Origin of the sequence: Bacillus sp. FSL M8-0166 (assembly GCF_038008825.1) — a bacterium.
Classification (GTDB): domain Bacteria; phylum Bacillota; class Bacilli; order Bacillales; family Bacillaceae; genus Bacillus; species Bacillus safensis.
Window position 1 is genome coordinate 1,526,857 of record NZ_JBBOZZ010000001.1, and the last position, 23,468, is coordinate 1,550,324.

The 23,468-nt window shown below is 43.0% G+C and carries 27 protein-coding genes, 1 riboswitch and 1 other annotated feature; of the genes, 7 read left to right on the plus strand and 20 right to left on the minus strand.

What is annotated here, in order from left to right:
• Positions 1 to 52: 52 nt before the first annotated feature.
• Positions 53 to 2,341, plus strand: a complete 2,289-nt coding sequence (gene metE, locus NSS92_RS08125) for a 5-methyltetrahydropteroyltriglutamate--homocysteine S-methyltransferase (protein ID WP_340867301.1) — start codon at positions 53 to 55, stop codon at positions 2,339 to 2,341.
• Positions 2,342 to 2,480: 139 nt separating this feature from the next.
• Complete coding sequence (locus NSS92_RS08130) at positions 2,481 to 2,951, plus strand: nucleoside deaminase (RefSeq protein WP_251215581.1); 471 nt, start codon at positions 2,481 to 2,483, stop codon at positions 2,949 to 2,951.
• Between the two features lie 56 nt (positions 2,952 to 3,007).
• Here NSS92_RS08130 and NSS92_RS08135 read toward each other — a convergent pair whose 3' ends face one another.
• A complete protein-coding gene (locus tag NSS92_RS08135; protein WP_340867302.1) occupies positions 3,008 to 3,424 on the minus strand; it encodes an organic hydroperoxide resistance protein in 417 nt (138 codons plus the stop codon).
• 161 nt (positions 3,425 to 3,585) lie between these two features.
• On the opposite strand from NSS92_RS08135, the gene NSS92_RS08140 reads away from it, so the two are divergent.
• On the plus strand, positions 3,586 to 4,032 hold the full coding sequence (locus tag NSS92_RS08140; protein ID WP_025092313.1) for a MarR family winged helix-turn-helix transcriptional regulator: 447 nt from the start codon (positions 3,586 to 3,588) through the stop codon (positions 4,030 to 4,032).
• A gap of 32 nt (positions 4,033 to 4,064) precedes the next feature.
• On the opposite strand, the gene NSS92_RS08145 is transcribed toward NSS92_RS08140, so the two are convergent.
• From NSS92_RS08145 to purU, 6 genes are all read right to left on the minus strand, one after another.
• Positions 4,065 to 4,493: an organic hydroperoxide resistance protein gene (locus NSS92_RS08145; RefSeq protein WP_024424643.1), complete on the minus strand. Its 429-nt coding sequence runs from the start codon at positions 4,491 to 4,493 to the stop codon at positions 4,065 to 4,067.
• 175 nt (positions 4,494 to 4,668) lie between these two features.
• On the minus strand, positions 4,669 to 4,803 hold the full coding sequence (locus tag NSS92_RS08150) for a phosphatase (protein WP_111291289.1): 135 nt from the start codon (positions 4,801 to 4,803) through the stop codon (positions 4,669 to 4,671).
• Complete coding sequence (locus NSS92_RS08155; protein ID WP_340867303.1) at positions 4,793 to 5,929, minus strand: Rap family tetratricopeptide repeat protein; 1,137 nt, start codon at positions 5,927 to 5,929, stop codon at positions 4,793 to 4,795. Before NSS92_RS08155 ends, NSS92_RS08150 begins: the two co-directional genes overlap by 11 nt.
• A 124-nt stretch (positions 5,930 to 6,053) precedes the next feature.
• The gene (locus NSS92_RS08160; protein ID WP_267586091.1) at positions 6,054 to 7,301 is read right to left on the minus strand and encodes a glutamate-5-semialdehyde dehydrogenase; all 1,248 of its coding nucleotides are present in this window, start codon (positions 7,299 to 7,301) and stop codon (positions 6,054 to 6,056) included.
• A gap of 12 nt (positions 7,302 to 7,313) precedes the next feature.
• Positions 7,314 to 8,411: a glutamate 5-kinase gene (gene proB / locus NSS92_RS08165; protein WP_041085058.1), complete on the minus strand. Its 1,098-nt coding sequence runs from the start codon at positions 8,409 to 8,411 to the stop codon at positions 7,314 to 7,316.
• 55 nt (positions 8,412 to 8,466) lie between these two features.
• Positions 8,467 to 8,685, minus strand: a binding site (T-box leader).
• A 43-nt stretch (positions 8,686 to 8,728) separates the two neighbouring features.
• Entirely contained in the window at positions 8,729 to 9,631 is a 903-nt protein-coding gene (purU, locus tag NSS92_RS08170) for a formyltetrahydrofolate deformylase (protein WP_024424638.1), read from the minus strand.
• 161 nt (positions 9,632 to 9,792) lie between these two features.
• On the opposite strand from purU, the gene NSS92_RS08175 reads away from it, so the two are divergent.
• Positions 9,793 to 9,978, plus strand: a complete 186-nt coding sequence (locus NSS92_RS08175; protein ID WP_024424637.1) for a hypothetical protein — start codon at positions 9,793 to 9,795, stop codon at positions 9,976 to 9,978.
• Between the two features lie 194 nt (positions 9,979 to 10,172).
• Here the strand turns inward: NSS92_RS08175 and NSS92_RS08180 are convergent, their stop codons facing one another.
• Positions 10,173 to 10,487 (minus strand): DMT family transporter, encoded by a 315-nt coding sequence (locus tag NSS92_RS08180; protein WP_087975553.1) that lies wholly within the window; start codon positions 10,485 to 10,487, stop codon positions 10,173 to 10,175.
• Positions 10,484 to 10,813: a DMT family transporter gene (locus NSS92_RS08185; protein ID WP_267586090.1), complete on the minus strand. Its 330-nt coding sequence runs from the start codon at positions 10,811 to 10,813 to the stop codon at positions 10,484 to 10,486. The genes NSS92_RS08180 and NSS92_RS08185 overlap by 4 nt, the downstream gene beginning before the upstream one ends.
• Positions 10,814 to 10,879: 66 nt before the next feature.
• Positions 10,880 to 10,989: riboswitch (guanidine-I (ykkC/yxkD leader) on the minus strand.
• Positions 10,990 to 11,197: 208 nt separating this feature from the next.
• Here NSS92_RS08185 and NSS92_RS08190 point away from each other — a divergent pair.
• Complete coding sequence (locus tag NSS92_RS08190) at positions 11,198 to 11,332, plus strand: YrzI family small protein (protein WP_267586089.1); 135 nt, start codon at positions 11,198 to 11,200, stop codon at positions 11,330 to 11,332.
• A gap of 246 nt (positions 11,333 to 11,578) precedes the next feature.
• Positions 11,579 to 12,622, plus strand: coding sequence for a bifunctional transcriptional activator/DNA repair enzyme AdaA (locus tag NSS92_RS08195; protein ID WP_267586088.1), 1,044 nt, complete (start codon positions 11,579 to 11,581; stop codon positions 12,620 to 12,622).
• Positions 12,623 to 12,640: 18 nt separating this feature from the next.
• Here NSS92_RS08195 and NSS92_RS08200 read toward each other — a convergent pair whose 3' ends face one another.
• The 5 genes from NSS92_RS08200 to NSS92_RS08220 form a co-directional block, all read right to left on the minus strand.
• On the minus strand, positions 12,641 to 13,186 hold the full coding sequence (locus NSS92_RS08200) for a GNAT family N-acetyltransferase (RefSeq protein ID WP_267586087.1): 546 nt from the start codon (positions 13,184 to 13,186) through the stop codon (positions 12,641 to 12,643).
• A gap of 17 nt (positions 13,187 to 13,203) precedes the next feature.
• Positions 13,204 to 13,692, minus strand: a complete 489-nt coding sequence (locus NSS92_RS08205; RefSeq protein ID WP_267586086.1) for a small multi-drug export protein — start codon at positions 13,690 to 13,692, stop codon at positions 13,204 to 13,206.
• Between the two features lie 105 nt (positions 13,693 to 13,797).
• Positions 13,798 to 14,556, minus strand: a complete 759-nt coding sequence (locus NSS92_RS08210; protein ID WP_340867304.1) for an HAAS domain-containing protein — start codon at positions 14,554 to 14,556, stop codon at positions 13,798 to 13,800.
• A gap of 4 nt (positions 14,557 to 14,560) precedes the next feature.
• A complete protein-coding gene (locus tag NSS92_RS08215) occupies positions 14,561 to 14,887 on the minus strand; it encodes a PadR family transcriptional regulator (RefSeq protein WP_267586084.1) in 327 nt (108 codons plus the stop codon).
• A gap of 115 nt (positions 14,888 to 15,002) precedes the next feature.
• Positions 15,003 to 15,524, minus strand: coding sequence for an acyl-CoA thioesterase (locus tag NSS92_RS08220; RefSeq protein ID WP_008346212.1), 522 nt, complete (start codon positions 15,522 to 15,524; stop codon positions 15,003 to 15,005).
• A gap of 179 nt (positions 15,525 to 15,703) precedes the next feature.
• Between NSS92_RS08220 and NSS92_RS08225 the strand changes: the two genes are divergently transcribed.
• Complete coding sequence (locus NSS92_RS08225) at positions 15,704 to 16,585, plus strand: dimethylarginine dimethylaminohydrolase family protein (RefSeq protein ID WP_267586083.1); 882 nt, start codon at positions 15,704 to 15,706, stop codon at positions 16,583 to 16,585.
• 38 nt (positions 16,586 to 16,623) lie between these two features.
• Here NSS92_RS08225 and NSS92_RS08230 read toward each other — a convergent pair whose 3' ends face one another.
• The 6 genes from NSS92_RS08230 to NSS92_RS08255 all read right to left on the minus strand — a co-directional run bounded on the left by NSS92_RS08230 (position 16,624) and on the right by NSS92_RS08255 (position 23,464).
• Positions 16,624 to 17,592, minus strand: a complete 969-nt coding sequence (locus NSS92_RS08230; protein WP_024426800.1) for an ABC transporter ATP-binding protein — start codon at positions 17,590 to 17,592, stop codon at positions 16,624 to 16,626.
• Positions 17,582 to 18,499 carry a C40 family peptidase gene (locus tag NSS92_RS08235; RefSeq protein ID WP_267586082.1) on the minus strand — a complete coding sequence of 306 codons (918 nt, stop codon included), beginning with the start codon at positions 18,497 to 18,499 and terminating at the stop codon, positions 17,582 to 17,584. Before NSS92_RS08235 ends, NSS92_RS08230 begins: the two co-directional genes overlap by 11 nt.
• Positions 18,499 to 19,578 (minus strand): mandelate racemase/muconate lactonizing enzyme family protein, encoded by a 1,080-nt coding sequence (locus tag NSS92_RS08240; protein WP_340867305.1) that lies wholly within the window; start codon positions 19,576 to 19,578, stop codon positions 18,499 to 18,501. Before NSS92_RS08240 ends, NSS92_RS08235 begins: the two co-directional genes overlap by 1 nt.
• Positions 19,575 to 20,516 (minus strand): S66 peptidase family protein, encoded by a 942-nt coding sequence (locus NSS92_RS08245; RefSeq protein ID WP_267586080.1) that lies wholly within the window; start codon positions 20,514 to 20,516, stop codon positions 19,575 to 19,577. Before NSS92_RS08245 ends, NSS92_RS08240 begins: the two co-directional genes overlap by 4 nt.
• 315 nt (positions 20,517 to 20,831) lie before the next feature.
• On the minus strand, positions 20,832 to 22,454 hold the full coding sequence (locus tag NSS92_RS08250) for a peptide ABC transporter substrate-binding protein (RefSeq protein ID WP_340867306.1): 1,623 nt from the start codon (positions 22,452 to 22,454) through the stop codon (positions 20,832 to 20,834).
• Positions 22,454 to 23,464 carry an ABC transporter ATP-binding protein gene (locus tag NSS92_RS08255; protein ID WP_340867307.1) on the minus strand — a complete coding sequence of 337 codons (1,011 nt, stop codon included), beginning with the start codon at positions 23,462 to 23,464 and terminating at the stop codon, positions 22,454 to 22,456. Before NSS92_RS08255 ends, NSS92_RS08250 begins: the two co-directional genes overlap by 1 nt.
• Between the last annotated feature and the right edge of the window lie 4 nt (positions 23,465 to 23,468).

Consider the following 23,468-nt stretch of genomic DNA (forward strand, 5'->3'; position numbering starts at 1 on the left):
AATCTTGATCATGAGCGTAAATGTCTTTTTATATTTAGAGGAGGAATTGGAATTGACAATTGTTAAAACAAGTAATCTAGGCTTTCCGCGAATTGGTTTAAACAGAGAATGGAAAAAAGCACTTGAGTCTTACTGGAAAGGTCAAACAGACCGTGAAACCCTCTTAAGCACACTGGATGAACAATTTTTAACTGCCATTAAAACACAAATTGATCAACAAATTGATGTTGTTCCTTCTGGAGACTTCACCTTCTATGATCACGTGCTGGATACTGCTGTTATGTTCAATTGGATTCCAGAGCGCTTCCGCAGCTTAAAAGACCCGCTAGATACATACTTCGCGATGGCAAGAGGAACAAAAGATGCCGTCTCAAGTGAAATGACAAAATGGTTTAATACAAACTATCACTACATCGTTCCAGAATACGAAAAAAGCACAGAATTTAAACTCACACACAACAAACCGCTTGAAGCTTTCGAAAAGGTGAAAAAAGCGTTTGGTGTTGAAACAAAACCTGTTGTACTTGGTCTTTATACATTTGTCTCACTTTCTAAAGGTTATGAAGCAAATGAAGTGAAAGAAATCCAGCAGCGTCTAGTGCCGCTTTATATTCAGCTTTTAAAAGAACTTGAAGAAGCCGGCGTCAAATGGGTTCAAATTGATGAACCTGCACTTGTCACAGCTTCAAGTGAAGACGTAAAAGCCGTAAAAGAAATCTATCAAACGATCAAAGAAGCCGTACCTGGCTTGAACATTCTTCTTCAAACATACTTTGATTCAGTAGATGCGTATGAAGAGCTTGTCACATATCCTGTTGAAGCAATCGGTCTTGATTTTGTCCATGATCAAGGGCGCAACCTTGATCAAGTGAAAAAGCACGGCTTCCCGAAAGATAAAATTTTAGCAGCAGGCGTCATTGATGGAAGAAATATTTGGAGATCAGATCTTGGCGAAAGATTATCCTTTATTTCTGAAGTCATCGCTGACGTTCAGCCGAAAGAAGTTTGGCTGCAGCCATCAAGCAGCTTACTGCATGTGCCAGTTGCCAAACACCCAAGTGAACAGCTTGAAGAAAAACTATTAAACGGACTGTCTTATGCCACTGAAAAGCTGGCTGAATTGACACTGCTAAAAGAAGGTTTAACAAAAGGAGCAGCTGCCATTGATGCCGACATTAACGAAGCAGCACAAGCACTTCTTACCTTAAAAGAGTTCGCAAAAGGAACAAATGCGGATCTAACAGCGGAACGCAACAATCTTTCATCAAAGGATTTTAAACGCCCAGTAGCCTTTGAAGAACGCCTGCGTATCCAAAACGAATCTCTTGAGCTGCCACTTCTTCCAACAACAACGATTGGCAGCTTCCCGCAGTCTGCCGAAGTGCGCAGTGCTCGTCAAAAGTGGCGCAAAAATGAATGGACAGATGCAGAGTATGATGAATTTATTAAGAAAGAAACAAAACGATGGATTGATATTCAAGAAGAAATTGGCCTGGATGTGCTCGTACATGGAGAATTTGAACGTACAGACATGGTTGAATACTTCGGTGAAAAGCTAGCCGGATTTGCCTTTACGAAATTTGCTTGGGTGCAATCCTATGGATCACGCTGCGTGAAGCCTCCAATCATTTATGGAGATGTAGAGTTTACAGAGCCAATGACAGTGAAAGAGACGGTATACGCGCAAAGCTTAACAGAGAAAAAAGTCAAGGGAATGCTGACAGGACCTGTCACTATCTTAAACTGGTCATTCCCAAGAACGGATATCTCTCGTAAAGACATTGCATTCCAAATCGCTTTCGCTTTGCGTAAAGAGGTAGAAGCGTTAGAGGCAGCAGGTATTCAAGTCATCCAAGTGGATGAGCCTGCGCTAAGAGAAGGTCTTCCGCTCAAAGAAAGTGATTGGGCAGAATATTTAAACTGGGCAGCAGAGTCATTCCGTTTATCCACATCATCTGTTCAAAATGACACACAAATTCATACACATATGTGCTACAGTAACTTCGAGGATATTGTCGATACGATCGAAGACTTGGATGCTGACGTGATTACAATTGAACATTCACGCAGTCATGGCGGATTCCTCGATTACTTAGAAAAGCACCCGTATTTGAAAGGACTTGGACTAGGCGTTTATGACATCCATAGCCCGCGCGTTCCATCTGTTGAAGAAATGAGCGAAATCATTGATGATGCGCTGAACGTTTGTCCGACAGATCGCTTCTGGGTGAATCCGGATTGTGGTCTAAAAACTAGACAAGAGCCTGAAACCATTGCTGCTTTGAAAAACATGGTCACAGCTGCTGAAGTCGCTCGTAAAAAGCTGGCGCAGCACGCATAATTGAATGTCTCTCCCCTGCTGAACATGGCAGGGGTTTTTTATGCGTAAATTGTCCTGTTCGATCTTCTACTATGATGATTTCTTTTATAGCATGATTCGTTTATACTAGAGAAGTCAGTCGAACAAAGGGAGGAAGACAATGAATCACGAAGATTTTTTACAACGCGCAATTGATCTTGCAGTAGAAGGAGTCAATAGTGGTACTGGCGGCCCTTTTGGAGCAGTCATTGTCAAGGATGGTCAGATTATTGCCGAGGGAAGCAACAATGTGACAACAACAAATGATCCAACCGCACATGCTGAAGTCACAGCCATTCGAAAGGCGTGCCAGACGCTGAATACATACCAATTAGAAGATTGCACTCTATACACAAGCTGTGAGCCTTGTCCGATGTGCCTTGGTGCTATTTACTGGGCTAGACCGAAAGCGGTGTATTTTGCCGCTGGCCATCAGGATGCAGCGGATTCTGGTTTTGATGACTCGTTTATTTATGAAGAAATCAATAAAGAGTACGAATCAAGAAATATACCATTTTACAAGCTGACACCTCAAAAAACCCTTGCGCCATTTGAAGCATGGGAAGCATATGATAAAAAGAAAGAATATTAAAAAAGACACCTGCTCGTAAGCAGGTGTTTCTTTTTTCAGCGTGATAGAAAACTTTTTTATTCAGCCACTTCAAGCTCTACTTCAATGTTCCCTCTTGTTGCTTTTGAATATGGACAGAATTCATGTGCAGCATGGACAAGCTCTTTCACTTTCTCATGATCATGACCTTTCGCAGACACAATCAGCTTTACGCCAAGCTTAAAGCCGCCGTCGCTTTCATCTTTTAAAAGACTGACATGGCCTTCTATTTCCGATTCTATTTCTACCCCTTGCTTCTTCGCTACCTGTTCAAGTGCTCCTCCGAAACAAGCTGCATATCCTGCTGCAAATAATTGCTCTGGGTTTGTGCCAGTCTCTCCATCTTTCTTTGCGTTAGGCATGACAATGTTATGATCGAGCACACCGTCTTCTGAACGAACATGTCCAGCTCTTCCATGCTGTGCCTTTACTTTTGCTGTGAATAATGGTTTCATCTTCATCTCCTCCTTCATCTATTCATCCTTTTCACGTTCTATTCATTTCTCAAACATTTATCGCACATTGAAGAATTTTTCATTTTTCGTCTGTATTTATTTTAAAAAGGAAGAAAATCTTATACAATGATAAGTATGACAAAAAATAGTTGGTGACTGACATGACAAATGAATTTGAACATATGAAGCTGGAAAATCAGCTTTGTTTCTTGTTATATGCAAGTTCACGAGAGATGACAAAGCAGTATAAACCGTTATTAGAAGAATTAAACATTACGTATCCGCAATATTTGGCACTGCTTTTATTGTGGGAGCATGGAACATTAAATGTGAAAACGATGGGAGAGCTTCTCTATTTAGACTCCGGTACACTCACACCCATGCTGAAACGAATGGAGCAAAACGGACTCATTATCCGCGAACGTTCGAAAGAGGATGAGCGGTCTGTGCAAATTCGTTTAACGGAATATGGAGAACAGCTAAAAGAAAAGGCCACTGCGATCCCGTCTCACATGCTGACTGGGACAGGCAGATCGGAAGAAGAACTAAAAACACTGCGTGCCTCTTTGCATGAGCTTTTGCAAAATTTAACACAACCAAAAGGCTGAGGGAACATTCCCTCAGCCTTTTATGATGTCTATTATTGTGCAACAGCTACTAGTTCTACTTCGATGTTTCCTTGAGTTGCTTTTGAATATGGGCAAACGCCGTGTGCTTTATGAACAAGTTCTTCTAATGCTGACTGCTCAATTCCAGTTCCCTTTACTTCTAATTGAACGCCTAGTTTGAAGCCGCCATCTGAACTGTCTTTTAATAAGCTGACATGTGCTGTAACTTCACTTTCAAAACGAATACGCTCTTGTCTCGCTACCATTTGAAGGGCTGAATCAAAACATGCAGAGTAGCCTGCTGCGAATAATTGCTCTGGATTTGTTGCTTTTTCAAGTTTTTTTGCTCTTGGTGTTCCAGGCATTGCTACATCATGCTCAAGTACACCATCTGTTGAAACAACCTTTCCTTCTCTTCCTCCGACAGCTGATACCGTTGCTGTAAATAAAACGTCTGACATGAATATAACCCTCTTTCTCTCCAATAATATTTTCTACAATTGAATTGTACACAATTTAAATTACAGAGTCAATCAATAAATACTCTTTTTTAAGTTTTCCTCCTCGTTTCCTTTTTATGAGCATGTCCCTCAGAATTGTGTTTAGGCAGTAAAAAAAGCCCTTTAATAAGGGCTTTTAGATGATATCATGCTGCGGATTCGGTTGTTCTAGCGTGTGGTTTCTGTTATCTGGGTCGGCATTTGCTCCTGCCAGCCACAATGCCATGATGGTGATGCTTGTACAGACGACTGCCCATTTTTTAAAATTCATATAAACAATCCCCTCTCTGAATATAGATTCGAGCATGTTCCGCTTCCCTATAGAACATGGAAGATTTTTCATAATCCTCCATTTCATTATAATACTTCGCGGTATCTAATGCCAGCTCCTCTATATCTGGATATGCATAGGCAGACTCTAAAAAATGGAAAATTCGTTTGATATGCTCAGCATCTTGTCTTAAGTACAATGCTTCTAGAAAGATGGTTTTCTGTATATGAATGTCATCTTGAAGAGCTTCTGCTCGCTTCATACATTCTTCTCTGTAGTGTAATGCTTCTTCGTGTTTTCCTTGTTTGTATAATATCTGAGCGGCTGTATAAAGAGGGTCTATAGATCGACGAAGATGATCGGATTGATTTTGATCAAATAACGAGATGGATTCTTTCATTAATTCGAGTGCGCGGCCCAAGTCTCCCATTCGGTAATAACTGTTGCCCATATTAAACAAAGAGGAGGCAATAAAACGCACATTCTGAAACTCTCTTGATCTCGCAAGTGCTCTTTCGAGATGGGGTAATGCTTTTTCATGCCTTCTCATATCATCGTAGTTACCGGCCACAATAAATTCACACTGAATGGTGCGAAGCGCATACAGTTCATGCTGAACATAAACATCCAGCGCTAGTTTAGCGTGGTGCATCGAGATATGTGTTTGTTTCATGTGATAATATATTTCTGACATTTTAAAATGAAATTCCGCACGTTCAATATCATCTGATACAAAAGATAGCTTGTGCTCTGCCTTTTGATAAGACGATATGGCAGCAATGTACTCCCTCCGTCCGAATTCATACATGCCTCTAAAAAAATGATAGTAGTATTCAAGCATGCCTGTGACATGCGTTTGATGCTCATCTATTTCTTTCGAAAGCTCGGAAAAGTTGGCGCGAAGCTTTCCTTCCTTTAATGGCTTTAAATAATCGAGCATGACTTCATGCCTAAATTCCATTAAAGAAAAATAGAGAAGCAAATTCTGATCTTCTTCCATTGAATCAAGAGAGGTGCGAATTTCCTGTTTTAACTGTTCTGCTTGTTCTGAATCAAATCTGCGGATTAATTCATACCACTTGTTGATTTTCACTCCAATATCCGAAGAGGGAATGATTTTCGCCATACGTTGCCTTCTCCAATCTTCTCAAAATATAAAACATTACCATATTTTATCATACTTGACCGGAGAAATACAAAAATGAAAGGAAAAAGAGAGCCTGTTGTCACAAGACTCTCTTTTGAATTCGTTATTCTCTTATTTGTCCTTGACCACGAATGACAAATTTTTCAGACGTTAAGGCTGGCAGACCCATTGGCCCTCTTGCATGAAGTTTTTGTGTACTAATACCTATTTCCGCTCCATAGCCAAACTCAAAGCCATCTGTGAAACGAGTAGAGGCATTATGATAGACAGCGGCAGCATCGACAGCTGTTAAGAAAAGGGCTGCATGCTCATCATTTTCCGTAATGATCGCTTCAGAGTGCTTAGAGCTATATGTTTGAATATGCTGAATCGCTTGTTCTATGTTTTCTACAATTTTAATACTGACAATCGGTGCTAAAAACTCCGTTGCATAGTCCTCTGCTTTCGCTAATGCAGCACTAGGAGCAAGCGCGCAAACAGCTTCATCCCCGCGTATCTCTACCCCATTTGATTGAAGGGCTTCAAATAACGAAGCGCCATATGTTTTTGCCCAAGTTTCATGAATGACAATGCTCTCGATCGCATTACAAACAGATGGTCTTTGGGTTTTGGCATTCAGCACAATCCGCTCAGCCATTTCGTTTTTCGCTGTTTCATCAATGTAGATATGACAATTTCCTGCACCTGTCTCAAGCACTGGCACAGTTGACTCTCTCACGACAAGATCAATTAAATTCTTCCCGCCGCGCGGAATGAGGACATCCAGATAATCATTTAAGGTGAACAGCGTTTTCGCCGTTTCACGGCCTGTATCTTCAATCAATTGCACACTGTCTACTGGAATATCCGTCGTATGAAGCGCTTCATGAATCACCTTTACAATTGCTTTATTACTATGAATAGCTGATGAGCTTCCGCGCAGAATAACAGCATTCCCAGTTTTCAAGCAAAGGGTCGCAGCATCTACTGTCACGTTTGGTCTTGCTTCATAAATCATTCCAACTGTTCCAAGCGGTACACGGACCTTTTCGATGAACAGACCGTTTTCTTTTTGAATGGTTTCTAACGTTTCACCAATTGGGTCTTTTAGCTGAATGAGTTGAAGGGTCGCGTCAGCAATTGCTGCAATTCTCTCTTCCGTGAGTGTGATCCGGTCAATGACAGATGGCGTGAACTGCTTTTCCTCAGCAGCCTGAACATCCTTTTGGTTCTCCTCCATTAAATAAGCTGAAGATGCTTTTAGTGCACTCGCGATGGCGTGCAGGGCAGCATTTTTTTGTTCTGTCGTTTTTAGGAGCAGCTGATCTTTGGCTGCACTTGCTTTTTTTGCTTTTTCAAGAACTTCATTCATTGTATTCCCTCCTCAGTTTTGTACATGCTGTACCCAGTGATCCCGGTGTATGACCTCAGGCTTCTCTTTTGAAAGCTCGTCACTTCGCATTCCTTTAATGCCGAGAAGCTCATCGGATGCGTACAAGGTTTGCCCTTTACCAACTAATCCGTTTGGACCGACGACTTCTACGACCTCTCCTTTAGAAAAGTCACCAGCGACATCAATGACTCCTGCCGGAAGAAGGCTTCTGCCATTATGCAAAATCGCCGCTTCCGCTCCTGCATCAATCATGATCTTTCCAGAGACCGGTGAGTGGAATTGAATCCATTGACGGCGGTTGTTCACAGCTGATAAGTCCTGTTCACCGATATACGTTCCGTCACCTTGCCCCGCAAGAATGCGAAGCAGCTTGTCTTCCCCAGTGCCTGTTCCAATGAAGACTTTCACGCCAAGTGAAAGTGCCGTTTGTGCAGCAGACAGCTTCGATTTCATTCCGCCTGTTCCAACCTTTGAACCAGTGCTCTTCGCATATGAAAACAATTCTTCTGAAATGTGGGTCAATACATCAAACCGCTTCGCCTCAGGATGCTCATTTGGATTAGCATCATAAATTCCATTGATGTCTGTTAATATGATCAATTGGTCTGCATGGATTAATCCACTGACAAGAGCCGACAGCATGTCATTATCCCCAAAGGTAAGCTCCTCGATCGAGACTGAATCATTTTCGTTTATGATCGGCAAAATTTTTCTTTCAAGCAGTTCCATCATCGTTGCGTAAGCATTTCGATATCTTGTTCGATCTGAAAAGTCATTACGTGTTAAAAGCATTTGAGCAGGTGTCATGTGAAACTGTGAAAAAAGCTCTGTATATTTCTGCATTAACAAGCCCTGACCAACGGCGGCAGCTGCCTGTTTCCCCTTTAAGGTTACAGGTCTTGATGGATAGCCTAAGCTGCCAAATCCTGCTGCAACGGCTCCTGACGAAATTAAAATGATTTCATGCCCTGCTTCTTTGAGCTTTGCTATGGCTCTTACATGATCCTGCATCTTTTGTTCATCAATGGCTCCTTTTTGCTCGGTTAATGAACTGCTGCCAATTTTTATGACGATCCTTTGCTTTTTCATCCTTGATTCCCTCCGCTATACCTTTAGGCACAAAAAAATCCCTTTTTCTCCTTATGTAAAGGACGAAAAGGGATTTTCCGTGGTACCACCTTCATTGAATAAGCATGCGATCTGCTTATTCCACTCAACTCCTGTAACGCCAGGCACGCGCTTAGATTTTTCCTCTAAGGCTCAAAGGGCAGGTTCAGCAGCTGTCTGCGGCAAATGTTTCAGCACATCATTTGCTCTCTTTACGCATCAGTTCCTGCTTACTATTCCTTTTCAACGCTCGTTAATTTTTTTATATTATCACCAATTGCTAAAGAAAAGTCAAGCGGTCAATTAAAGACAATCGTTTTATTCTCATGAACAATAATTCGATCTTCAAGGTGCCATTTGACAGCACGTGCAAGCACACTGCGCTCAATTGTCCGGCCAATATTTTTTAGGGCTTCCGCATCATCCCGGTGATCTACCCGCTCAATATCCTGTTCAATGATCGGGCCTTCGTCTAAATCATTGGTGACATAATGAGAAGTCGCACCAATTAATTTGACTCCCCGCTCATATGCCCGCTTGTATGGGTTTGCACCAATAAACGCCGGCAGGAAGGAATGATGAATATTAATGATTTTGTTCGGATGCTCTTCAATGAATCCAGGCGTTAAAATTTGCATGTATCTAGCAAGCACAACCACATCAATGTCGTACTCTTCTAATAAGGCGAGCTGCTCTTTTTCAGCTTCTTTGCGAATGTCTTTGTTCGCCTTTACAAAATGGAATGGGATTCCAAGCGATTCTACTGTATCTTTTGCCGTTTCATGATTGCTGATCACAACTGCGATTTCAGCCATTAAATTTCCGCTTTGCCATTCCCACAGAAGCTCATGCAAACAATGAAGCTCTTTTGACACAAAGATTGCCAGCTTTTTAAGCTCACTTGCACGCGACATGCTCCACGTCATTTGAAATGATGCTGCGATTGGCTCAAAGCTATTTTTCAATTGATCCATATTCGCCGAGATGTCTTTCCAATCAAATTCAATTCTTAAAAAGAACCGGCCGCTTTCATGATCGGTTGTGTATTGGCTGGATTCAATGATGTTCGCTCCGTGCTCAAATAAAAAGGAAGAAACAGCTGATACAATACCAGGCTGATCCGGGCAGCTGACAAGCAATCTGCCTTTTTGCTCGTGCTTTTGTCTGTGTAATTCAAGTTTCTCTGTAATCAATGTTCTCATGTATCATGACCTCATTTACGTTTTCATTCTAATGAAATATTATACTGGACTGGAAAGAGAAAAAGCAATGGAGAGCCCGTTTTTTATTGAATATTCATTCAATTCTGTACCTAGCGTGATATAATGTGAGTAGACCTTTTATCACAAAAGGAGTGATGGAGATGAAAAGCATGACTTTGTTTGGTAAAGTGAGCTTTTGGCTCGGCATCGTATGTCTGATCACAGGTATTTATCTTTTTATGGCCGGTGAGAGACTCATTCCTTTGCTCACATTTGGTGTCTGTTTTCTTCTAGTGAGTCAGCTTTACCGCAAAAATGAAAACGATTCCAATCATCATTCGATGTAACAAAAAAGGGCTAAAATGATTTTTATTTTAGCCCTTTTTCTCCTTTTTCAGCGTGATAAAAACCTTTGCAGCCCTAGGAAGGGCGAGCACCGGAACGGAGCGAATTTGACATTCGTGAGTACAAGCGCAGGCCTGACAAAGAATGCGAGGGTTTGTCTACATGCTGAGGCTGGCAGACAGATGCCAGCCTTTTTTTATTCAATGATTTTTAACCCGACCGCCGCAGATAAAATCAGTGCGATAAAGAAAATACGTTTTGCGTCCTTCGACTCACCGTAAAACAGCATGCCGACAATGGCTCCTCCAGCAGCTCCAATGCCAGTCCAAATGGCGTATGCCGTTCCCATCGGAATTGTATTCATCGCAAGAGAGAGCATGAGAAAGGACAGCGAAAATCCAGCTGCAATGAATAAAATCCATTTGACATGCCGGTCTTTCTGGAATTGATTCATCATGGTGACACAAATCATTTCTAAAATGCCTGCCCCAATGAGTAAAAGCCAGCTCATGATTCAGTCTCTCCTTTCTTTTCACCTGTGGTTAGTTTGAGCCCTAATACACCGCTTAAAAGCACCATGATTAGAAGTAATTTCACTAGCTGTACCGGCTCCCCCAGTACCATACCTACTATGACAGTACCTGCTGTGCCGAGCCCGGTGAAAACGGCATAAAGTGTGCCAACTGGCAGTATAGTCGTGGCTTTCAGGAGTAAATAAAAGCTGACGACAATACAAACGATGGTTGCGGCCCACTCCAATAAAGAGTCAGCATATTTCAACCCCATCACCCAGCCGACTTCAAAGATCGCCGCAATAAAGACATTTCCCCATTTCATCTAATCCCTTCCTTTCTGAACGATTCCAACCAACAAAAAAAGCCCGGAAATCGATCGTTTGATCAAATCTCCCGGGCTTTTATCCCTCCGTGTCCATACGGTCAATTGTGTAGACCCTATGTGTTTTCTCTCGGTCCAGACTGCGCCACCCGCACGGAACCCTAGAAAACCAATTCATGATAAGCAGATCTGGCTTAGAGCAGATTCTGTGTCAAAATTGTATCACACCCCGAAATACCGGTCTACCGCTTTGCTTGCCACACGCAAATATACTTGTTCATTTTTCGAAAGAAATTTTATGGGACCGCCGTATACTAAGGGTTAGAAACAGGTCAACTGATAAAGAAGATCTGCGGGCTGCGAACTGAAGGGAAACGAGCGTATATGACAATTCATTTATTTTTTATGACATTGACGATCAAGCGGAAATACAAGGACATGGAGACCATTCTTTACGAACAAGAAGTCGAAGCATTTTATGAAGAAATGAAACAGAAACAACTAAAGTTTATGAACTAAAACAGGACGTGAAAAATGAGAAAAGGAGGAGATTGACATGTTTATGATGCTTGATTGTCATACGAAGGAGAAGGATCTATTCCGCATTCCTTAAAGCACAGGTACGGCAACGATCACACCGCTGATATAATGAAATAAGATTGATGTGATGAACGTTCAACTTTAGGTTGATGCATTTACAGATCATCCGTTGTACTCCAAACAATACTGAAAAACATTTTATAGAAAATCAAGAGGTGGATTCATATGATGATGACCGATGAACAAAAACATGAATTTTATCAAGCACTTGTTGACAAGAATCCGCAATATGACGGCACATTCTTTGCCTGTATTAAGACAACCGGTATCTTCTGTCATGCCACATGTACGGCTAGAAAGCCAAAATATGAAAACTGTGAGTTTTTCTTTACAGCGGAGGAAGCACTGCTGGCAGGGTATCGCCCATGCAAGCGCTGCACACCATTAACATACCCTAACAGCATTCCTGAAGAAGTCAAAACACTCGTTTCAGCAGTAGAAAAAAATCCTGAGAAACGCTGGAAGGAAGAGGACTTTCGCCAATTAGGGATTCACTCTGCCACAGCTCGAAGAAAATTTAAAGACATTTACGGCATGACCTTTGTTCAATATGCAAGATCACGCCGAATGGGACTTGCTTTTAAAGAAATTTTGAACGGAAAAAAAGTGATCGATCAGCAGGTCACCTTCGGCTATGAATCGTCAAGCGCCTTCAATGATGCATTTACGAAAATCATGGGAAATCCACCTAAAAAAGCGCAGATTCACATTCTCTATGCTAATTTTATTTCCACACCAATCGGGCGGATGATCAGCGTGACAGATACCACACATGTGTATTTACTGGAATTTATGGACAGGCGGGGACTCGAAAAAGAAATTGAAACATTAAGAAAGAAGCATCATGCCCGCATTTTAGTTGGAGAAACAAACGTTCATCAGCAATTAGCAAAGGAATTGGCCTTATATTTTGAGAAAAAGCTGACCAAGTTTACTGTACCACTTTCCTTACATGGCACCCCTTTTCAAATGAAGGTGTGGGACCAGCTCTCACGCATTCCAGCAGGAGAAACAAGATCCTATCGTGATCTAGCCACGATACTTGGTGATCCGCATTTGGTTCGTGCCGTTGGTAATGCAAATGGTGCCAATCAATTGGCGATTATCATTCCCTGCCACCGGGTTATTCAAACAAGTGGTGAGCTTGGGGGCTACGGCGGGGGAATTGAACGGAAGAAATATTTGCTTCAGTTAGAACAGCGTGGATAAAAGAAAAAACGGCTCTGCTTATTCGGTAAGCGAGCCGTTTTCTCCGTTTCGGGTGATGCTGTATACATCAATGATTTGATCCCATTTTGAAATGGTTTTTTCTTTTTTCATGCCCATTTTTAAAGCGACCTTCACCGACGCTTCATTCTCAGGACGTATTAAGCTGACCATCCGTCTGACCTTCATTTCTTCAAATCCATAGGTAAGACAGCCTTTTGCGGCCTCAGCAGCATAGCCATATCCCCACGCCGCTTTCTTTAGCATATAGCCGATCTCAAGCTCCGTTTGTCCTTCGATATTTTGCAGGACAATTCCGCTTTGTCCAAGTCGTTCATTTGTTTCTTTATCTTCAATGATCCATAGAGAGGTGTGGTACATGCGGTCATTTTTTTGATTCCATGCAATCCACTCTTTTGTCTGCTGTTCATCCTTCAAAGAAGGATAATACTTCATCACTTCTTCATCTTGGAACAGCTCGTCATATAAAAATGACGCATCATGTTCATTCATCGTTCTCAGTTTAAGGCGCTCTGTTTCAAGCACTGTCCTTGTTTGATGTGTCATTGATGACCCTCCCTTTTTTACTTGCTAAAAATATCTCCGAACAACCCATTTGAATCTGGGGCAAAGTAATGGAAGCCCGCACCGGTTAAACTAGCAGCCAGCGCTGTCCACATCATTAAACTGACGGTCATCCACACCGCGACTTGCCTTCTTTTCGTTCCGAAGCTCATGCACATCAAGGCCGCTAAATGACTGCCGATGATAAAAGGACCAATGAGCGCTAATCCAGGCAGACCGTATCGTTCCCAAATTTTTCTCGCCCGCAGCTGCTTTTTCTCTCCTTTTTCATCACCTTTCTCTTCTTTTCTCTTTAACCACCATGCTTTAAACCGGTCCACAAACACAATGAGAAGCAAGACTGTGAGAAAGTTGCCGATGAATCCAATTATAGCCGTTGTCACAGGATGCAGCCCGCTTAAGATTGCGAATGGAACGACACCAATCACTTCAAAAAAAGGCAAGGCGGCCAATACAAAAACTAGTACATATCCCCATACGATATCCAAAAACAGAACCCCTTTTCATTTTTGTCCTCTCCCCATTGTAATGAAAAATACAATTCCATTTCTACATTTTTTTAGAAAAAGAAAAGCACATCGGATATGATGTGCTCAGTTTACATTCGTATTTTCATTTTTCTTATTTGCCCGGCGCAGGACAATGAGCATAAGCCCTATTAAAATCACAATAGATAGCAGACTTTGCAGCAAAATCACACTTGGTGACGTCCAGCCAATCCATTCGAATATGAGCTGCGGACCGAAAAAGATGATCGGAATTAATGAAACGACATTCGCCTTTAAGATTGCATTGAATACAACAATGCATAGTAGCATGAGCAGAATGACGCCCCACCTCTGGCCAGAAGTAAGGACAAGTAGTGGTGTGCCGACCTTTTGATCCAATAGTTTGATTGTCACTATCGCTGTCAGCTGAAAAATTCCTAATATCCAAAAGTAAAGAAATGCACGGCCGCCTGTCTGAAAGGCAGATGCTCTAAACATCACAATTGTCATGATGACATTGGCGGCTAAAACGAGTGGATATCCAATCAAAGCAAACCAAGAATAGGATAAGTTTTGGCTGATTGCATCTGCTAAAATCATGTAAAAAAGCGATCCAATTAAGAAAGCACTGACAAATGGCACCCAGTCTTTATGATTTCCTGACAGCTCTTGTGCCAGTTCATCAGCATAGCTCCGCGGATCTCCGCCGAACACATCCTCACCTGTTTTCCCGTCTTTTTCAGCCTCAACCGCATGTGTTGTCAGTTCGTCCATTAGCTCATCGATTTCATCCTGATTTTTTCCCTTTGATATGAGATAAAGTTTCAGCTCTAGTAGAATGTGTCTTGTTTCTTTTGATACCATAATCTCACTTCCCTTTTTGTAATAAGCGGTTTACATTTTTTGAAAGCTCATCCCAGCGGGCAATAAACTCTGCGAGCGCTTGTTCTCCCGCTTGTGTGAGCGTATAGTATTTCCTTTTCGGTCCGCTTGCTGACTCTTTTGTGACGGTGGTCACCAGCTGTTCCTTTTGCATACGCAGCAAAATCGGATAGATACTGCCTTCACTTATTTGATCAAACCCATAATGTGCGAGCTTCTTCGTCATTTCATACCCATAAATTTCGCCCTCAGAAATAATCGACAGCAGGCAGCCTTCTAAAATTCCTTTTAGCATTTGTGTGGATGTTGTCATGATTGTTCCTCCGATTCCAGTACCTTGCATCACAAGATAGCTTCATCTTACCATACACTATCTTGCCATGCAAGATACCATACTAGAAAAAAAATCACCGCTTAAAGGGTGATTTTTACGCCCAAGGTTTATCTGTCCCAAGTGCGTCAGCAAGCGCCTTACTATGCTTTCGGCGGCTTTTTCTTTCCTCTGCCCGCTGCTTCGCTGTTTGATGAAGCATGATCTCTTCCTCTGTTTCCGGCATCACCTGCGGGACTCGTTTAGGCTTTCCGTTTTCATCTAATGAGACAAATGTCAGAAATGAAGTCGCTGCGAGTCTACGTTCTCCAGACATCAAGTTTTCTTTAATGACTTTGACGAACACTTCCATAGAAGACGTGCCGACCCATGTGACATAGGATTCCAAGCATACTGACTCCTTTTGTCCAATCGGCTCTAAAAAGTCAACAGAATCCATTGAAGCTGTGACCGTTTCACTGCGGCTGTGTCTTGCTGCCGAGATGGAGGCAATGTCATCTATATAACTCATTAATTTCCCGCCAAATAACGTTTGGTGGTTATTCGTATCGAGAGGGAATACCCTGCTGGTTTTAACAACTTTCGATTCCTTGCAGTATTTGAAATTTTCTTCACTCATCATCATAGCTCCTTCTTGCTGTTTTCGTGGATGCGGAACGACTTTTATTAAACACTATTCTTTTAGGTTTGTCTAAACTTTTTGCTTTAGTCTTATGTGAGAGATTTTCTTTCGGAAATGTTTCAACCATGACTAGAAGAAGGAATAATAGAACTATGAACGAACAAGGAGGCCATTTGATGGATTCTATGAGAGCAGAGCAATTATACAAAATGCCGCAATGCATGAGTGAATATGACGATTTACAAGAAGTTCTTTTATGCAGTCCTATTTATATGGAAATCAAACAAATTATCAATGAAACCCAGAAACATTTTGCGAAAGAAAATATTTCTCAAATGAAAGCAGTCGCTCAGCATAAGCAATTGATCCAAACGCTTAAAGATCATCAAGTACGGCCCATCCTGCTCCCTGCGAATGACCGCTTCCCTGAGCAAGTCTTCACTCGGGATATTGGGTTTACGATTGGACATACACTTTTTGTTTCAAGTATGGCCGCTCCGGTTCGGCAAGGGGAAGAACAATACCTAAAAGAATGGGCACAGGCAAAAGGGTGGTCAGCTGTCACCTTGACAGACGGAACGATTGAAGGCGGCGATGTGCTAGTGGATCAGAACCGTGTGTTTGTTGGCACGAGCAAAAGAACCAGTCCAGCCGCTATCTATCAGCTCAAAAAGGAACTGCCTGATCACGACATCATTCCGATTCACCTTCCTCCTCACATTTTGCATCTTGATTGTGTGATGAATATTCTGTCTCATGACGAGTTATTCATTTATCCTGAAGCGTTCAAGCAAAAGGATCTCCAGCTGCTCAAAACGTATTATGAGCTGATTGAAATAAGTGAACAAGAGCAATTTACACTTGGACCAAATGTTTTATCCATTGGGCAGAAAAAAGTGATCAGCTTGCCCAGCAACCAAGAAACAAATGCTTTATTAACCGCTCACGGGTACACCGTTATTGAAGTGGACTTTTCGGAAATTATTAAATCTGGCGGCTCTTTCAGATGCTGCACATTGCCTATTCGGCGTTCATTCACTAAAAAAGCCAGCGTGTAGAACAGCTTGTCTACTTGCTGGCTTTTATCTGGCTTGTCCTATTTTCTATTATATAAATGACAGGCGACTTCATGTCCTTCTTCCACTGCTTGTAATGCCGGCTTTTTTTCAGCACACACATCCATCGCGGCAGGACATCTTGTTCGAAATACACAGCCGCTTGGCGGGTTCACTGGACTTGGAATTTCTCCTTTTAAAATGAACCTTTTGCGCTTGTCCTCTACGTCAGGATCTGGAATAGGGATTGCAGACAGCAAGGCTTGTGTGTATGGGTGAAGCGGTGTTTGATATAGTGCATCACTCGTCGTCAATTCAACGAGATGACCTAAATACATGACACCGATTCGGTCACTAATGTATTTCACCATCGACAAGTCATGTGCAATAAAGAGAAATGTTAATCCTTCCTCTTTTTGCAGTTTCTTCAGCAGGTTCACGACCTGCGCTTGAACGGAGACGTCTAGTGCAGAAATCGGCTCATCTGCCACAATAAACTTTGGCGCTAAGGCAAGTGCTCTTGCAATGCCGATTCTCTGCCTCTGTCCCCCGCTAAATTCGTGCGGATAGCGGGTGGCAAAATCATAGCTTAATCCTACCGCTTCAAGCAGTTCTTTCACGCGGGCAATCCTTTTCTTTTGACTGCCATAAAGCTGATGAATCTCCATTGGCTCCAGCATAATATCTTTTACTGACAGTCTTGGATTTAAAGAGGAATACGGATCTTGAAAGACCATTTGCATTTGCCGGTTGAAATCAAATGATTCTTTTTTAGAAAGGTGGTGAAGACTTTTTCCTTCATATAAGGCTTCACCATCTGTTGGTTCATAAAGACGCATGAGCACTTTTCCAAGTGTGGATTTGCCGCAGCCAGACTCACCAACGAGACCAAAGGTTTCACCTTGTTTCAGCTGAAAAGAGACACCATCCAGCGCTTTTAAGGTTCTCCCTTTAGATAGATGAAAATGTTTTTTAAGGTTGTTTACTTGTAAAAGTGGTTCAACTGTCACGATCGCTCCTCCTCTCGCTTGGTAAATACCGCCTTGCACCTGCCCATTCCTTTTCATATGAAGTGCCAGAAAGGGAAAGGAGCTCAATTTGTCTGCCGGTTTTAGGCGAATGAAGCATCATCCCGTCCCCAGCGTAGATCCCTACATGGCGAACCGCTCCCTTTCCGTTTTCATTTGCAAAAAACAGCAAGTCGCCTTGTTCTAAATGGCTTGATGTAACCGGCGTTCCTTGAACTGCTTGGTCACTTGCATCTCTCGGCAAAAGATATCCGCACGCTTTGTACATGCTGTAAGCAAAGCCTGAACAATCATAGCCAAAGCTGCTCATGCCTCCCCATAAATACGAAAGACCCATAAATTGTTTTCCTGCGTCTACGACATCTTTGCCGGTCATAGAGAAAGCTTGCGATACTGGGCGTACATCCGCTTTGTAGATTTCTCTTATTCCTACTGGGGTGACAACATGAAATTGATCACCTGTTTCTTTAACTGCTGCCAGCTCTGTTAAAAAGCTAATCTCCATATCGGGTTCCCCGTTTTGATATAGCGTGGCTTTTTTCTGACAAACGATAAGAGATACAGCTGACGCACTTCCCTCAGTTACTTGGTTTAATTGCTCAACAGGTATATAGCCTGGATAGCCTTCTGGATGTTTCCGGCTGGCTTGCTGCGGAATGACGACTTTCATCCAGCCATCTGTCTCTTCTAATCCAATCACTCGTTCGCCGAGCAGTATTTGAGATTGAATCAAATTTTCTTCACATAAAGCCAATTTTTCTTCATATGTTTGCTGGTCAATCCATTCTTTGATGTTGATGGAGTCCTGCAGTACCTTTCGATCGATTTCTCTCGGCGAATGCGGCGCTGTCCATACGTTAGCGACTGGAACCTTTGATTCATATATCATCACGAGACTCCTTTCACCCCTTGAATGCCTAACCCATGATGCAGCGGTAAAAATATATCTTTTCCTTTGTACACGATTCCTCCGTCTATCATGTCCTCTTTCAGCATAAGCGGGGCATCAAAATCGCAGCGGGTGATATTCGGCTGGCTTGCAGCGAAATGTGCGGCGGCTGTAATACCAAGCTTTGACTCAATCATACTGCCAACCATGCACTGAACACCGTATGCTTCGGCTAGGGCATTGATTTTTAGTGCTTCTTTTATGCCGCCTGATTTCATTAATTTTAAATTGATCAGATCGCAGCTTCTCGTTTCAAGCACCTTGATCGCATCATGAAAACTGAAAATGCTTTCGTCTGCCATAATCAATGTTTCAGTTGCTTCCGTCACACGGCGCAGGCCTTCGATATCTTCTTTCGGCACTGGCTGTTCTACTAGTTCAATATTCAGCGCTTCCATTTTTCGAATGGCTGTGATCGCTTCCTTCCACGTCCAGCCCTGGTTTGCGTCGAGCCTGATCTGAATATCCGGCCCGACTTTTTCTCGAATCCGCTTAATCCGCTGAATATCCGTGTGTATATCATCTTTTCCTACTTTGATCTTTAACGTCTGAAAGCCTTCAGCTGCGTATTGCTTCGCATCTTCCGCCATCTCAAGCGGGCGGTTTACACTGACCGTATAGTCGGTTTCGAGCTGATGACTATATCCGCCGAGGTATTGATAAAGCGGAAGTCCTGCCTGTTTTGCTAAGCCATCATAAATGGCCATATCGATCGCAGCCTTTGCGCTTGTGTTGCATGCGAGCACGCGGTTCATAGCAGAAAAGATTTGTTCATACTCTGCCAAGGAAGCCCCGAGCAAAATGGGTCTGATTATTTCACAGATGGCATAGTCGATGCTTTCCAGCGTTTCTCCTGTAATCACCGATGTGGGAACTGCCTCTCCGTAGCTGACGTCACCTTGATCATATGTGATGATGACGATCAGGGATGCTGCGTCATACACCGTTCTTAAAGCGGTTTTGAAAGGCTTTTTTAGCGGTACACTCGTTCTGCATGTACGAACATCCACGATTTTCATTTGATCGCCTCTTTCGCTGCGACACCTGGGGAAATGTGCAGTTTTTTCCCTTCCGCATCTAATGCAGCCTGCACGCCCATTGGAATGGCAAAGTTGGGTGATGAATGACCGATCCGAAAGCCGCCAAGTGCAGGTTTCTTTTGCGGCACAATATAGGTTTCCCATAGCTGTTCCAAGGTTAAGGACTGGTCTTTCTTTTTTGGTTCACATTGATGAAAATCTCCAATGATGAATCCAGCCGCATCATCCAATTTTCCAGCAGAGGTGAGGTGCTGCATCATGCGATCGATTTTATAAGGCTCTTCGTCAATATCTTCAATGAACAACAGCTTCCCCTTCGTATCAATTTCAAAAGGTGTACCAAGTGTTGTCACGATGAGGGCAAGATTCCCTCCTATGATGTCACCTGAAGCGGTGCCGGGGTAGAAGGTATGAAGAGGTGACAAGTGATGCGTATACGTAAAGGCCTTCGGCGTGAACAGCTGCAAAAAGGTATCCTTCGTATACGGATGGACCTCTTCAAGTCCCACATCAGAGGAAAGCATTGGACCATGAAAGGTCACAAGACCGGTCTGCTGCTGGATGGCCGTATGTAAAAACGTAATGTCACTATAACCCCAAAAGATTTTTGGATTCCGGCGAATGAGGTCATAATCAATGACTTCCGCAAGTCTTCCCGTTCCGTACCCTCCGCAGGCACAAATAACCGCTTTGACTTCTGGATCTTGGAACATGCCATGAAGATCTTCCACTCTTTCATGATCACGTCCTGCTAAATACCCGTACCGGCGGCCCAGATACTTCCCTTTTTTCACCTTCAGCCCGAGGCTTTCTAAAAAGGCAATCCCTTTTGCTAAATTCAATTCATCAGGCGGGCTTGCTGGTGCAATAATCCCCACCGTATCCCCTGTTTGAAGCGCTGCTGGCAGCTGGTTCATGCCAATCCCCTCTTTCTTTTTGTTTCTTTCAATCTATGGGCATCTTCTCCATAACATGAACGAATAAAGGAACAGACGCTTTGGTTCAAAGCGTCCCAGATTATTGACAAAGGGCTAAAATGATCTTTATTTTAGCCCTTTGTCTCCTATTCAGCGTGACCTGAAAACCTTTGCAGTCTAGAAAGTACGAGCTACTTTTGCTGAGCGAATTTAACATTCGTGAGCACCAGCGCGCAGGACTGACAAAGAATGCGAGGGTTTGTCCGCGCGCTGAGACGCTTTTGTTCAAAGCGTCCGTGTTCCTCATTACTTCAATTACTCTCCGTCTACTTGCGCCCATTTCAAATCGATATACCCAACAGGGTGGCGGACAATTCCCTTCACGCCCTCTTTTTGTAAATGCACTTGGTTATAAAAATGAATTGGAATGATCGGTGCTTCTTCAATGAGAAGTGCCTCTGCATCATGAAGGATGCTGTTTCTTTTTTGTTCATCTGCTTCCTGGCTCGACTTTTTAATCAGCTGATCATAGGTGTCATTTGACCATCCAGTCCGGTTCATCGCATTCCCTGTTTGGAAGCTCTCTAGGAAATTGATCGGATCTGCATAGTCTGCTAAAAATGAACTTTGCGAGAATTGGAATTTCAGCGCCTTTTGATCTTCTGCAAATACATTGGCTTCCATGTTTGCAAGCTTCACGTCCACACCCAGCGCCTCTTTTAATTGCTGCTGGATGGCTTCAGCTTTTTTCTTGTTCTCAGGCTTTGTGCTATATGTTAATGTGACGGGCGGCAGCTTCGAATAGTTCTCTTCTTTCAGCCCTTTTTCTAATAGCTTCGCAGCTTCACTCGTATCTTGTTTGACAAGATCGCCGCCAGCTTCTCTGAAATCCTCACCCTTTGAATCTAGAATCCCCGGCGAAACGAAGGCGCGAGCTGGCTTCTCTTTATTCTTCGTTACATAATCCACGATATCTTGCGGATTGATCGCCATTTGAAAGGCTTTGCGAATGTTCTTATTTTGAAAAGGTTCCATGTTCACATTCAGACGATAAAAGAACAGTCCGGCCTGATCTTCAATTTGCACATCTTTATTTTTCAGCAGATTTTCACTTTGTTCTGCTGGGACAAAGGCAGTATCTAAATCTCCTGATTGATACATTTGATAATCAGTGTTTCGATCACTGATCATCAGCCACTTTACCTGATCCAGCTTGACTGTTTTTTTGTCCCAATACGTCTCACTTTTTTCCATAGTGAAGCTCTCATCATGCTTCCATTCTGTCAGCTGAAACGGTCCATTCCCAACAAAGGTTTTAGCATCCTTTGCCCAGTTAGGGTCCTTCTCAGCTACCTTCTCATTGACAGGGAAAAAGGCAGGGTTTGCGGTCATATTTAAGAACGATTTCTGCGGGTATGCCAGTGTGACCTTTAGTGTTTTGTCATTTTCAGCACTGACTTTTACGTCCTCTTTCTTTCCCTTTCCGCTGTTAAATGCCTCTCCGCCTTCAATCATGTAAGCTAAGAACGATGCAGAGGAGCCTGTTTTCGGATCGAGCAGACGCTTCCACGCATATTCAAAATCACTCGCTTTCACTGGATCACCATTCGACCACTTGATACCGTCTCTCAAATGAAATGTGTACGTTTTTCCATCCTCTGAAATCTCCCATTTTTCCGCCATTGCTGGAGATGGTTCGTGCTTTTCATTCAGTCTCGTTAATCCCTCCATTAAGTTATTCAGACCTTGCCACGATACATTATTAAAACCAATCGGCGGGTCAAATGACGTCGGTTCGTTTTCGTTATTTAAGGTTAATACTTTCTTTTCATTCTTATTGCTTGATGATCCTTTACCTGCTTGCTCATTGGCTGTACATCCTGCGAGCAGCATGATGATAAACAAACAAATACTGATGATCCACCCTTTTTTCCTCATCAAAAACTCCCCCTTTGTGTTGAAGATAACATCGCTTGATTCGCTCGCTCATCCTGGAGCCAGCAATGCACTGTATGAGTAGGTGACCGCTGCGTTTCGTGCGGCATGATATGATCACACACTTTCATGACAGCCGGGCAGCGATCGGTATACGGACAGCCCTTTGGCGGAGCAAATAAATCAGGCGGGCTTCCTTCAATCGGAATAAGTTCGTCTTTCATATCAAGTCTTGGAACGGATTGCAGGAGCCCTTTTGTATAAGGATGCTGCGGACTGTAAAAAATATCTTGCCTTGTTCCGACTTCAACCATTTTCCCTCCGTACATGACCGCTACCCGGTCGGCGACTTGGGCTACGACCCCTAAGTCGTGTGTGATTAAGATAATGGTAACCCCTGTTTTCCTCTGAATCTCTTTAAACAGCTCTAAAATTTGTGCCTGTATGGTCACATCCAGCGCGGTCGTCGGTTCATCTGCGATCAGCACCTTTGGCTCACAAATCAGTGCCATAGCAATCATGAGCCGCTGCCTCATTCCCCCGCTGAATTGGTGCGGATATTGCTTTAGTCTCTCCTTCGGCTGCGGAATACCGACCAAATCAAGCATCTGTATGGCGGCTTCTTTCACTTCTTTTTTCGTCAGCTTTTGATGCTCCTTCGCCGCCTCCATCAGCTGATCTCCTATTGTCAAGGTAGGGTTCAGTGCCGTCATCGGATCTTGGAAGATCATCGAAATATCGACACCTCGTATGGCGCGCATTTCTTTTTCAGATAATGACAGCAAGTTGCGGTCTTGAAACCAGATTTCTCCCTGATCGACATGCGCGCTGTATGCAGGCAGAAGCCTCATAATGCTTTGTGATGTCACACTTTTTCCGCAGCCTGATTCTCCCACAATGGCTAAGGTTTCTTTTTCATATACATCGACATTCACTCCGCGTACTGCTTGAACTGAACCGCCGTATGTCCGAAAGCTGACGTGCAGATCGATGATTTGAAGAACTTTTTTCACAGCA